This is a genomic window from Streptococcus pseudopneumoniae, from assembly GCF_001074975.1.
Taxonomy (GTDB): Bacteria; Bacillota; Bacilli; order Lactobacillales; family Streptococcaceae; genus Streptococcus; species Streptococcus pseudopneumoniae_D.
On sequence record NZ_JUUO01000015.1, the window covers coordinates 1 to 12106 of the forward strand.

General features: G+C 41.2%; 10 protein-coding genes and 1 tRNA gene. 10 read left to right on the forward strand and 1 reads right to left on the reverse strand.

Annotated elements, in window-relative coordinates; translation table 11 throughout:
* Window positions 1-150 precede the first annotated feature (150 nt).
* Window positions 151-1467 (reverse strand): FAD-containing oxidoreductase, encoded by a 1317-nt coding sequence (locus tag ADI86_RS00790; RefSeq protein ID WP_049531387.1) that lies wholly within the window; start codon window positions 1465-1467, stop codon window positions 151-153.
* Window positions 1468-1795: 328 nt separating this feature from the next.
* Here ADI86_RS00790 and ADI86_RS00795 point away from each other — a divergent pair, with 328 nt between their 5' ends.
* The 10 genes from ADI86_RS00795 to ADI86_RS00840 all read left to right on the forward strand — a co-directional run bounded on the left by ADI86_RS00795 (window position 1796) and on the right by ADI86_RS00840 (window position 11833).
* Window positions 1796-3370 carry a DEAD/DEAH box helicase gene (locus tag ADI86_RS00795; RefSeq protein ID WP_049531388.1) on the forward strand — a complete coding sequence of 525 codons (1575 nt, stop codon included), beginning with the start codon at window positions 1796-1798 and terminating at the stop codon, window positions 3368-3370.
* Between the two features lie 278 nt (window positions 3371-3648).
* On the forward strand, window positions 3649-4437 hold the full coding sequence (gene codY / locus ADI86_RS00800; RefSeq protein WP_000940738.1) for a GTP-sensing pleiotropic transcriptional regulator CodY: 789 nt from the start codon (window positions 3649-3651) through the stop codon (window positions 4435-4437).
* The gene (locus ADI86_RS00805) at window positions 4437-5012 is read left to right on the forward strand and encodes a cysteine hydrolase family protein (protein ID WP_049531389.1); all 576 of its coding nucleotides are present in this window, start codon (window positions 4437-4439) and stop codon (window positions 5010-5012) included. Before codY ends, ADI86_RS00805 begins: the two co-directional genes overlap by 1 nt.
* A gap of 80 nt (window positions 5013-5092) precedes the next feature.
* Window positions 5093-5178 (forward strand) — tRNA-Leu (locus ADI86_RS00810).
* 137 nt (window positions 5179-5315) lie between these two features.
* Window positions 5316-6593 carry an ABC transporter permease gene (locus ADI86_RS00815; RefSeq protein WP_049531390.1) on the forward strand — a complete coding sequence of 426 codons (1278 nt, stop codon included), beginning with the start codon at window positions 5316-5318 and terminating at the stop codon, window positions 6591-6593.
* A gap of 12 nt (window positions 6594-6605) precedes the next feature.
* The gene (vex2, locus tag ADI86_RS00820) at window positions 6606-7253 is read left to right on the forward strand and encodes an ABC transporter ATP-binding subunit Vex2 (RefSeq protein ID WP_049531391.1); all 648 of its coding nucleotides are present in this window, start codon (window positions 6606-6608) and stop codon (window positions 7251-7253) included.
* Between the two features lie 55 nt (window positions 7254-7308).
* The gene (vex3, locus tag ADI86_RS00825) at window positions 7309-8688 is read left to right on the forward strand and encodes an ABC transporter permease subunit Vex3 (protein ID WP_049531392.1); all 1380 of its coding nucleotides are present in this window, start codon (window positions 7309-7311) and stop codon (window positions 8686-8688) included.
* Window positions 8689-8829: 141 nt separating this feature from the next.
* Window positions 8830-9486, forward strand: a complete 657-nt coding sequence (vncR, locus tag ADI86_RS00830; protein ID WP_049531393.1) for a response regulator transcription factor VncR — start codon at window positions 8830-8832, stop codon at window positions 9484-9486.
* Entirely contained in the window at window positions 9483-10811 is a 1329-nt protein-coding gene (gene vncS / locus ADI86_RS00835) for a sensor histidine kinase VncS (RefSeq protein ID WP_049531394.1), read from the forward strand. Before vncR ends, vncS begins: the two co-directional genes overlap by 4 nt.
* 140 nt (window positions 10812-10951) lie before the next feature.
* The gene (locus ADI86_RS00840; protein WP_049531395.1) at window positions 10952-11833 is read left to right on the forward strand and encodes a class II fructose-bisphosphate aldolase; all 882 of its coding nucleotides are present in this window, start codon (window positions 10952-10954) and stop codon (window positions 11831-11833) included.
* The last annotated feature ends 273 nt before the right edge of the window (window positions 11834-12106 follow it).

A 12106-nucleotide genomic window follows, 5' to 3' on the forward strand; every position in this document is an offset into this window, starting at 1 on the left:
CAAAGAGCAAACTAGGAAGCTAGCCGCAGGCTGTACTTGAGTACGGCAAGGTGAAGCTGACGTAGTTTGAATTTGATTTTCGAAGAGTATGAGATTTCGCAGAAATGAAAACAGCCCTCAGAGGGCTGTTCAATACGATTGAATCTTAACTTAAATCGCAAACAAGTCATTCAAGTTCTCAGCCAAGGTTGGATGAGTGAAGATTTGTTTTGTGAAGTAAGTGTAAGGAATCTTGTTATCCATAGCAACAGTGATGATGTTGATGATTTCTTGAGAACCTTCTGAGAAGATGCTTGCTCCAAGAATTTCTTTTGTTTCAGTATTAACAACAGCTTTGAAAGCTCCGCGAAGATCTCCATTTACGTGACCACGAGGCATTGCTGCAACAGGGATTTCCTTAACAGCGTATGGAAGTTTCAAATCAGCTGCTTGGCTTTCAGTCAAACCAACTTGTGAAAGTGCAGGTGTGATAAACATGGTGTTTGGAACATTGAGACGGTCTTCAAGTGTGTAGCTGCCATCTCCAGCAAGGTAGCTGTAAACAACACGGAAGTCATCAAGTGAAATGTAAGTAAATTGAAGGCCACCGTTGACATCTCCAACTGCAAAGACACCAGGAACGTTTGTTTGACAGTGTTTGTCTACTTTAATAGCACCACGTTCAGTTAGTTCAATATCTGTATTTTCAAGTTGAAGTGGTTCTACATTTGGTTTACGTCCAGTTGAGTAGAGAAGGGCGTCGAAACGGTAAGTTTCGTGTTCAGTTACGAGTAGAACTTGGTCACCGTCGTTTTTGATTTCAGTAGTGCGGATATTTTGAAGCAATTCAATACCGTCTTCTTCCATGTATTGTTTAGCAAGTGCTGCGATGGAAGGTTCTGCACGAGGTAGGAAAGTATCCAAGGCATCTAGGACAGTAACCTTGCTTCCAAGTTTGTTGTAAAGACCAGCAAATTCAAGACCGATATTTCCGCCACCAAGGATTCCAAGTTTTTCAGGCAATTTGTCCAAGTTTTGGATGCCTGTTGAGTCAAAGACGTTCTTGCTTGTAGCAAGTCCAGGGATTGGCAAGACGTTTGAAACAGCACCAGTGTTGATGACGATTGTTTCAGCAGTCAGTTCTTGTTTTTCATCACCAGCTTGGATTTCAATGACTTTATTTGAAAGGAAGTGAGCTTCTGCATCAAAGATATCTACGCCTGTACCTGCAACAGTAGCATAGTTTTTACCATTGAGGCGACCAGTGATAGTATTTTTGGTAGCAATCACTTCTTCAAAAGACAAGTCTTTCTCAGCAGCAACTAGCAAAGTTTTAGTTGGGATACAACCAATGTTGATACAAGTTCCACCGTACATAGCTTTACTACGTTCAACGAGGGCAACTTTTTTGCCAGCTGAAGCCAATTTACCAGCTAGTGTTTTACCAGCTTTACCAAATCCGATAACGATTAAATCATAAGTTAACATTTAGAATTCCTCCTTTTCGACTTTCATTCTAGCACAAGAAAAAAACTTTTGCACAATTCTGCTACGCTTTAAAAAAGTTTATGAAATAGTGGAAATTTCAGCCTCATTTTCTCAAAAAATCGTTTACATGACTTTATCGATGGATTGGGCTATCTTTTGTTCTGGTCTTGTGTTATACTAGATAGGTTGCAAAGAAAACAGTACTTTTCTTTTGTGGAAAAGAAGCAACACGATTTTGTATCCAGTATATGAAAATACGTCATAAAAAGAAAAGTATAAACTAAGCCCTATAGGGTGGCTTCGCACCACCTTTAGAAAGAAGAATAACGTGAAATTTAATGAATTAAACTTGTCTGCTGATTTGCTAGCAGAGATTGAAAAAGCTGGTTTTGTAGAAGCCAGTCCTATCCAAGAACAAACTATTCCCTTGGCTCTAAAAGGCAAGGACGTTATCGGTCAAGCTCAGACTGGTACAGGGAAAACAGCAGCTTTTGGCTTGCCTACCCTTGAAAAAATCCGTACAGAAGAAGCGACCATCCAAGCCTTGGTCATCGCTCCAACTCGTGAACTAGCTGTCCAAAGTCAGGAGGAACTCTTCCGTTTTGGTCGTAGTAAGGGAGTCAAAGTCCGCTCAGTATATGGCGGCTCAAGCATTGAAAAACAAATTAAGGCTCTTAAATCGGGTGCCCATATCGTGGTGGGAACACCTGGTCGTCTATTAGACTTGATCAAACGCAAGGCCTTGAAATTACAAGATATTGAAACACTTATCCTTGACGAAGCGGATGAAATGCTCAACATGGGCTTCCTTGAAGATATCGAAGCGATCATCTCTCGTGTCCCTGAAAACCGTCAAACCCTACTCTTCTCAGCAACTATGCCAGATGCCATTAAACGTATCGGTGTTCAGTTTATGAAAGAGCCTGAGCATGTCAAGATTGCTGCCAAGGAATTGACGACAGAATTGGTTGACCAATACTATCTCCGTGTCAAAGAGCAAGAAAAATTTGATACTATGACTCGTCTTATGGATGTGGAACAACCAGAACTTGCTATTGTATTTGGTCGTACTAAACGCCGTGTGGATGAATTGACTCGTGGACTTAAAATCCGTGGCTTCCGTGCAGAAGGAATTCATGGTGATTTGGACCAAAACAAACGTCTTCGTGTCCTTCGTGATTTTAAAAACGGTAATCTGGATGTTCTAGTTGCGACGGACGTTGCAGCGCGTGGCTTGGATATTTCAGGTGTGACCCATGTCTACAACTACGATATTCCACAAGATCCTGAAAGTTATGTTCACCGTATCGGGCGTACAGGTCGTGCTGGTAAATCAGGTCAGTCTATTACCTTCGTTTCACCTAATGAAATGGGTTACCTCCAAATCATCGAGAACTTGACAAAGAAACGCATGAAAGGTCTCAAACCTGCAAGTGCAGAAGAAGCCTTCCAAGCTAAAAAGCAAGTAGCTCTTAAGAAAATCGAACGTGATTTTGCTAATGAGGAGATTCGTAGAAACTTTGAGAAGTTTGGCAAGGATGCTCGTCAATTGGCCTCAGAATTCAGCCCTGAAGAATTGGCCATGTATATTCTCAGCTTAACAGTTCAGGATCCAGATAGTCTTCCTGAAGTGGAGATTGCGCGTGAAAAACCACTGCCGTTTAAACCATCAGGTAATGGCTTCGGTGGTAAAGGTAAGGGAGGTCGTGGAGGCCGTCGTGGGGACGACCGTCGAGACCGTGATCGCCGTGGCAATGGTCGTCGTGATGATTTCAAAAAAGGAAGTCGTGGCAATGATCGTTTTGATAAGGAAAAACGTTACCGTAAGGATAATAAAAAACCACGCAATACTTCAAGCGAAAAGCAAACAGGCTTTGTTATTCGTAACAAGGGCGACAAATAAGAAAAAGCGGTTCAAAATGAATCGCTTTTTTATATAAGGAGACCAAGGGTGAAAGAAGATGGTGATAGCAAAGGATAGGTGAAATGGAAAGGTATTATCCATCCATCTTTTTATGATAATATAATATCAAAGATAAATTAGTTTGTCAATGATAAAAATCTATTTTTCTAAAATATTTCAGCTAGTCTAAATTGCAATTAAATAAGCAATTTTCAGATAATAATTGAAAATTCAAGCTTTTTATGTTATAATGATAGCGATTAAATTCGAGGTGAAAAATGGCACATTTATTAGAAAAAACAAGAAAAATTACTTCTATCCTGAAGCGCTCAGAGGAGCAGTTGCAGGAAGAACTTCCCTACAATGCGATTACCCGTCAACTGGCAGATATTATTGATTGTAATGCTTGTATCGTAAATAGCAAAGGACGTCTCCTTGGCTATTTTATGCGTTATAAGACCAATACAGATCGTGTAGAGCAATTCTTCCAAACTAAGATTTTCCCAGATGACTACATTCAAGGTGCGAATATGATCTACGATACAGAAGCCAATCTGACAGTTGATCATGATTTAAGTATTTTCCCTGTGGAAAGTCGTGCCGACTTTCCAGATGGTTTGACGACCATTGCACCGATTCATGTATCAGGGATTCGCCTTGGTTCTTTGATTATTTGGCGTAATGATAAAAAATTTGAAGATGAGGATTTGATCCTTGTTGAGATTGCCAGTACCGTTGTTGGGATTCAGCTTCTTAACTTCCAACGAGAAGAAGATGAGAAAAATATCCGTCGCCGTACTGCCGTCACCATGGCAGTCAACACCCTTTCTTATTCAGAACTCCGTGCTGTTTCAGCGATTTTAGGGGAATTAAATGGAAATGAAGGGCAGTTAACTGCGTCTGTGATTGCAGACCGTATCGGTATTACCCGTTCTGTGATTGTCAATGCTCTTCGTAAACTTGAATCTGCGGGAATTATTGAAAGTCGCTCACTTGGAATGAAGGGAACCTACCTTAAGGTCTTGATTTCAGATATTTTTGAAGAAGTGAAGAAAAGAGATTACTAATGACTAAAGCTTTGATTTCGATTGATTATACAGAAGATTTTGTTGCCGACAGTGGTAAATTGACAGCAGGTGCTCCAGCTCAAGCTATTTCGGAAGCCATCAGCAAGGTGACTCGGTTAGCTTTTGAACGTGGAGATTACATCTTCTTTATCATCGATGCTCATAAAGAAAACGATTGTTTCCATCCAGAAAGCAAGCTATTTCCTCCTCACAATTTGATTGGGACTAGTGGACGCAATTTATATGGAGATTTGGGGACCTTTTATCAAGAGCATGGTTCAGACAGTCGTGTATTTTGGATGGATAAACGCCATTACTCAGCTTTTTCAGGAACTGACCTAGATATTCGTTTGAGAGAGCGTCGAGTGTCTACAGTTATCTTAACAGGAGTCTTGACGGATATCTGTGTCCTGCATACAGCTATAGATGCCTATAATCTAGGATATGATATCGAGATTGTTCAATCAGCTGTTGCTTCTATATGGCCTGAAAATCATCAATTTGCTCTAGGACACTTCAAAAATACACTTGGAGCTAAGTTAGTAGATGAAAAGCTAAATGAAATTTCAGAGTAATTTAGTTGATGAAATGAAAAAATTTGAAAAAAAGTGTTGACAAGCATCCCAAAAGTTGATATACTAGTAAAGTAATCGACGCGGGGATGGCGGAATTGGCAGACGCGCAGGACTAAGGATCCTGTGACCGCTTTAGGTCGTGAGGGTTCAAGTCCCTCTCTCCGCATAGGATAAGAGTTAGCTTAGGCTAGCTCTTTTTTTCATCTGATTTAAGTAGAGCAAAAAATTTTGGCTCTTTTTTTGTATTTCATAAACATTTCATATTTGGATTTTATAATAGTCTTACAAATATGGAGGTGACAAATGAATCCAATCCAAAGAGCTTGGGCTTATGTCAGCAGAAAGCGGCTGAGAAGTTTTATTTTATTTCTGATTTTATTTGTCCTATTGGGCGGAATTTCAGCCTGTTTGACTCTGATGAAGTCCAACAAAACAGTGGAAACCAATCTATACAAATCACTCAACACATCTTTTTCTATTAAGAAGATAGAAAATGGTCAGACTTTCAAGCTGTCGGACCTAGCATCTGTAAGCAAGATTAAGGGGCTGGAAAATGTCTCTCCTGAACTCGAGACGGTCGCAAAACTAAAAGACAAGGAAGCGGTGAGTGGCGAGCAGAGCGTGGAACGTGATGATTTGTCAGCTGCGGACAAGAACTTAGTTAGCTTAACGGCTCTTGAAGATTCGTCTAAGGATGTGACCTTTACCAGCTCAGCTTTCAATTTAAAAGAAGGGCGACACCTTCAAAAAGGGGATTCAAAGAAAATTCTCATCCACGAAGAGTTGGCTAAGAAGAATGGACTGTCTATTAAGGACAAGATTTCCTTAGATGCAGGTCAAGCTGAGGGCACAAGTGGTCAAACAGTTGAGTTTGAAATTGTCGGCATCTTTTCTGGTAAAAAACAAGAGAAATTCACAGGCTTGTCTTCCGACTTCAGTGAAAACCAGGTCTTCACAGACTATGAAAGTAGCCAAACCCTTTTGGGTAATGGTGAACCTCAAGTCAGTGCAGCTCGCTTCTATGTAGAAAATCCTAGGGAAATGGACGGACTTATGAAGCAGGTGGAAAACTTGTTCTTGGAAAATCAAGGCTACCAAGTCGAGAAGGAAAACAAGGCTTTTGAACAAATCAAAGACTCAGTTGCAACCTTCCAAACCTTTCTGACCATTTTCCTTTATGGGATCATGATAGCAGGAGCAGGAGCCTTAATTCTGGTCTTGTCTCTCTGGTTGAGAGAAAGGGTCTACGAGGTGGGAATTTTACTTGCACTTGGAAAAGGCAAGAGCTCAATCTTCCTACAGTTCTGTTTAGAGGTAGTTTTGGCATCTCTTGGAGCTTTGCTTCCAGCATTTGTTGCAGGAAATGCTATCACAACTTACCTACTCCAAACTCTATTAGCAAGTGGAGATCAGACAGCCTTACAAGACACACTAGCCAAAGCAAGCGGTTTATCAACCAGCATCTTATCTTTTGCAGAATCCTATGTCTTTCTGTTGTTGATTAGTTGCTTGTCAGTAGCCCTTTGTTTCCTATTCTTATTTAGAAAATCGCCGAAAGAAATTTTATCATCTATTAGTTAAGAAGGAGAAATCATGACTTTATTACAATTACAAGATGTTACCTACCGTTATAAGAACACTGCTGAAGCAGTCCTATATCAGATCAATTATAATTTTGAACCCGGGAAATTTTACAGTATTATTGGGGAATCAGGAGCAGGAAAATCCACTCTCTTATCCCTGCTTGCTGGTCTAGATAGTCCTGTCGAAGGTTCTATCCTTTTCCAAGGAGAGGACATTCGTAAGAAGGGCTATTCTTACCATCGCATGCACCATATTTCCCTGGTCTTTCAAAATTATAACTTGATAGATTATCTTTCTCCACTGGAAAATATCCGCTTGGTCAACAAAAAGGCCAGCAAGGATACACTTCTTGAGCTTGGTTTGGATGAAAGTCAGATTAAGCGGAATGTTCTCCAGTTATCAGGCGGTCAACAACAACGTGTTGCCATTGCTCGTAGTTTAGTATCAGAAGCTCCAGTAATTCTAGCTGATGAGCCAACAGGAAATCTGGATCCTAAAACTGCTGGAGATATTGTCGAACTGCTCAAATCACTTGCCCAGAAAACAGGTAAATGTGTCATTGTCGTAACCCACAGCAAAGAAGTGGCACAAGCGTCAGATATTACACTTGAGTTGAAAGATAAAAAACTAACTGAAACTCGCAATACTATGAAATAATATGAGCTTTTTCTGTTAGAACTATAAAATAGAACAACATATAGAAAGGGAACCTATGTTACACAACGCATTTGCCTATGTTACAAGGAAGTTTTTCAAATCGATTGTTATCTTCCTGATTATTCTCCTCATGGCGAGCTTGAGTTTGGTCGGCTTGTCGATCAAGGGAGCTACTGCCAAGGCTTCTCAGGAGACCTTTAAAAATATCACCAATAGCTTCTCCATGCAAATCAATCGTCGCGTCAATCAAGGAACGCCTCGTGGTGCTGGGAATATTAAGGGTGAGGACATCAAAAAAATCACCGAAAATAAGGCCATCGAGTCTTATGTGAAACGCATCAACGCTATTGGGGATTTGACTGGCTATGAACTCATCGAAACGCCAGAAACCAAGAAGAATCTAACACCTGATCGTGCTAAACATTTTGGAAGTAGCTTGATGATTACAGGTGTCAATGATTCCTCTAAAGAAGACAAGTTTGTCTCTGGTTCTTATAAGCTGGTCGAAGGTGAGCACCTAACCAACGACGATAAGGACAAGATCCTCATGCACAAGGACTTGGCAGCCAAACACGGCTGGAAAGTTGGGGATAAGGTCAAACTAGACTCTAATATCTATGATGCAGACAATGAAAAAGGAGCTAAGGAAACAGTCGAAGTGACTATCAAGGGACTCTTTGATGGCCACAATAAGTCAGCAGTAACCTACTCACAAGAACTATACGAAAATACAGCTATTACAGACATCCATACAGCTGCTAAACTATATGGTTATACAGAAGAAACGGCTATTTATGGGGACGCAACCTTCTTTTTAACAGCAGACAAAAACTTGGATGACGTCATGAAAGAGTTGAGTGGTATCAGCGGTATCAACTGGAAGAGCTACACACTCGTTAAGAGCTCCTCTAACTACCCAGCTCTTGAGCAATCTATCTCTGGTATGTACAAGATGGCCAACCTCCTCTTCTGGGGTAGCTTGAGCTTCTCAGTTCTTCTCCTTGCCCTCTTGCTCAGCCTTTGGATCAACGCCCGTCGCAAGGAAGTGGGAATTCTCCTCTCTATCGGTCTCAAGCAGGCAAGTATCTTGGGTCAATTCATCACGGAATCGATCTTGATTGCTATCCCAGCTCTTGTTTCAGCTTATTTCCTAGCTAACTACACAGCGCGTGCAATCGGAAATACTGTTCTTGCCAATGTCACTTCAGGTGTTGCCAAGCAAGCCAGCAAGGCGGCTCAAGCCTCTAACCTTGGTGGTGGTGCAGAAGTAGATGGCTTTAGCAAGACCTTGTCGAGCCTAGATATTTCCATTCAGACATCAGACTTTATCATCGTCTTTGTCCTTGCCTTGGTTCTAGTGGTTCTCGTTATGGCGCTTGCTTCAAGCAATCTCCTTAGAAAACAACCAAAAGAACTCTTGCTGGATAGCGAATAACAAACTTGCTACCTATTCTCCCCTAAATGGGGTATAATATAGGTAGCATTTTTATCTATTTCATCTTGATAAGGCCACTTCTTTTCAAGATGAAACTGAGATAATTTATAAGAAATTTAAAGGAATGTGAAAGATTTTTCTATGAAAATTTTAATTGTAGAAGATGAAGAGATGATCCGTGAGGGGGTCAGTGACTATTTGACAGATTGTGGTTATGAAACCATTGAGGCTGCAGATGGGCAAGAAGCCTTGGAACAATTTTCCAGCTATGAAGTAGCCTTGGTTTTACTGGATATCCAGATGCCTAAGCTCAATGGCCTAGAAGTCCTAGCAGAGATTCGCAAAACCAGCCAAGTACCTGTCTTGATGTTGACCGCCTTTCAGGATGAAGAATACAAGATGAGTGCCTTTGCCTCTCTGGCAGATGGCTATCTGGAAAAGCCCTTCTCCCTCTCCCTCTTAAAAGTGAGGGTAGATGCGATTTTCAAGCGCTATTATGATACAGGACGAATCTTCTCCTATAAGGATGCCAAGGTGGATTTTGAGAGCTACAGTGCAAGTCTAGCAGGAGAGGAAGTAGCCATCAATGCCAAAGAGTTGGAAATTTTGGACTATCTGGTGAAAAATGAAGGACGGGCCTTGACCCGATCTCAGATAATCGATGCCGTTTGGAAGGTGACAGATGAGGTTCCCTTTGACCGTGTCATTGATGTTTATATCAAGGAACTTCGGAAAAAGCTAGACTTGGATTGTATCCTCACTGTTCGCAATGTTGGTTATAAATTGGAGCGAAAATGAAACGAACAGGTTTATTTACAAAGATATTTATTTATACCTTCTCGATTTTTAGCGTTCTGGTTATTTGTCTACATTTAGCCATTTATTTTCTATTTCCCTCGACTTATCTGATCCATCGTCAGGAAACCATCGGTCAAAAAGCGACAGCCATTGCCCAGTCCCTAGAAGGTAAGGATAGGCAGAGCATTGAGCAAGTGTTAGACTTGTATTCCCAGACTAGTGATATTAGGGGGGCGGTCAAGGGCGAGATGACCGAGGACAAGTTAGAAGTCAAGGACAGCCTTCCTCTGGATACAGAGAGTCAGACCACCTCTCTCTTTATTGAGGAGCGCGAGGTGAAAACGCAAGACGGTAGCACCATGACTCTCCAGTTTCTAGCTTCCATGGATTTGCAAAAGGAAGCAGAGCAGATCAGTCTCCAGTTTCTCCCCTATACCTTGCTGGCATCCTTTCTGATTTCCCTCTTGGTGGCCTACATCTATGCTCGGACCATTGTTGCTCCGATTTTGGAAATCAAGCGGGTAACTCGTAGAATGATGGAACTGGATGCCCAAGTGCGATTGCGCGTGGATTCTAAGGATGAGATTGGTGATCTCAAGGAACAAATCAATAGCCTTTATCAGCACCTTTTGACTGTCATTGCGGACTTGCATGACAAGAATGAAGCCATTCTCCAGCTGGAAAAGATAAAGGTCGAATTCCTACGGGGGGCTTCTCATGAATTGAAAACACCTCTGGCTAGTTTGAAAATCCTGATCGAAAACATGAAAGAAAATGTCGGTCGTTATAAGGATAGAGACCACTATCTGGGAGTTGCCTTAGGAATTGTGGATGAGCTCAATCACCACGTTCTCCAGATACTTTCTCTCTCGTCTGTGCAGGAATTACGAGATGATAGGGAAAAAATTGACTTACACCAGATGACGCAAAGTCTGGTTAAGGATTATGCCTTGCTATCCAAGGAAAGAGATCTCCAGATAGACAATGGTTTGACTCATCAGCAGGCTTATCTAAACCCATCTGTCATGAAGTTGATTCTGTCTAATCTCATCAGCAATGCTATCAAGCACTCTGTTCCAGGTGGCTTGGTTGGTATTGGAGAAAGAGAAGGGGAGCTCTTTATCGAGAATAGCTGTAGTCCTGAAGAACAAGAAAAACTAGCCCAATCTTTTTCTGATCATGCTAGTCGCAAGGCTAAGGGTTATGGGATGGGGCTCTTTGTGGTTAAGAGTCTACTAGAACATGAAAAATTACCTTATCATTTTGAGATGGAGGAGAATCGTTTAACTTTCTTTATAGCTTTTCCAAAAGTTGGCCAAGACTAGGAAGAGAAAGGGTTTACATAGATGAAGCTAGAAGAAATTCAATCGAAACTACGGGAAAAACTAGATTTTTTTGTCAAAAAGTGATAAAATGAACAATGTAAATGGGATGTCCCATAAAAATATACAGGAGGCCTGATAAAATGGCAATCGTTTCAGCAGAAAAATTTGTCCAAGCAGCTCGTGACAACGGTTATGCAGTTGGTGGATTTAACACAAACAACCTTGAGTGGACTCAAGCTATCTTGCGCGCAGCAGAAGCAAAAAAAGCTCCAGTTTTGATCCAAACTTCAATGGGTGCTGCTAAATACATGGGTGGTTACAAAGTTGCTCGCAACTTGATCGCTAACCTTGTTGAATCAATGGGTATCACTGTACCAGTAGCTATCCACCTTGACCACGGTCACTACGAAGATGCACTTGAGTGTATTCAAGTTGGTTATACTTCAGTTATGTTTGACGGTTCACACCTTCCAGTTGAAGAAAACCTTGAAAAGGCTCGTAAAGTTGTAGAATTTGCGCATGCAAATGGTGTATCAGTAGAAGCTGAAGTTGGTACTATCGGTGGTGAAGAAGACGGAATCATCGGTGATGGTGAATTGGCTCCAATCGAAGACGCTAAAGCAATGGTTGCAACTGGGATCGACTTCTTGGCAGCTGGTATCGGTAACATCCACGGTCCTTACCCAGCAAACTGGAAAGGTCTTCACCTTGATCACTTGCAAAAATTGACTGAAGCTGTACCAGGTTTCCCAATCGTATTGCACGGTGGTTCAGGTATTCCTGATGAGCAAATCCAAGCAGCTATCAAACTTGGTGTTGCTAAAGTTAACGTTAACACTGAATGCCAAATCGCATTCGCTAACGCAACTCGTAAATTTGCTCGTGACTACGAAGCAAACGAAGCAGAATACGACAAGAAAAAACTCTTCGACCCACGTAAATTCTTGGCTGACGGTGTAAAAGCTATCCAAGCATCAGTTGAAGAACGTATCGACGTATTCGGTTCAGAAGGTAAAGCTTAATCTAGCTGAACAATACAGATGAAACCTGCCTATGAGGGTGGGTTTTTTGTGTAAAGTGCAGATTGATATCTGCAACACGACTTCCTCGTGTATGTTCAACACAATCTTGAATTACTTCGAGAGGAATTCCTAGCTCATTTAAAAAGTTGATATGTGTGTGACGAAAAATGTGAGTTGAAATATGCTTATTGAAATGTAATTGTTCCATATGATTCTTTCTAATGATGGTTTGGTTGCTTTTCATTATAGATCTTATGGGACTTTTTTTCTACA

Bases quoted from the DNA above. Each gene is read 5' to 3' on its own strand.
- codY (WP_000940738.1), top strand. From the start codon at position 3,649: ATGGCACATTTATTAGAAAAAACAAGAAAAATTACTTCTATCCTGAAG.
- vncS (WP_049531394.1), top strand. From the start codon at position 9,483: ATGAAACGAACAGGTTTATTTACAAAGATATTTATTTATACCTTCTCG.
- vex3 (WP_049531392.1), top strand. From the start codon at position 7,309: ATGTTACACAACGCATTTGCCTATGTTACAAGGAAGTTTTTCAAATCG.
- vex2 (WP_049531391.1), top strand. From the start codon at position 6,606: ATGACTTTATTACAATTACAAGATGTTACCTACCGTTATAAGAACACT.
- ADI86_RS00805 (WP_049531389.1), top strand. From the start codon at position 4,437: ATGACTAAAGCTTTGATTTCGATTGATTATACAGAAGATTTTGTTGCC.
- ADI86_RS00815 (WP_049531390.1), top strand. From the start codon at position 5,316: ATGAATCCAATCCAAAGAGCTTGGGCTTATGTCAGCAGAAAGCGGCTG.
- ADI86_RS00840 (WP_049531395.1), top strand. From the start codon at position 10,952: ATGGCAATCGTTTCAGCAGAAAAATTTGTCCAAGCAGCTCGTGACAAC.
- ADI86_RS00790 (WP_049531387.1), bottom strand. From the start codon at position 1,467: ATGTTAACTTATGATTTAATCGTTATCGGATTTGGTAAAGCTGGTAAA.
- vncR (WP_049531393.1), top strand. From the start codon at position 8,830: ATGAAAATTTTAATTGTAGAAGATGAAGAGATGATCCGTGAGGGGGTC.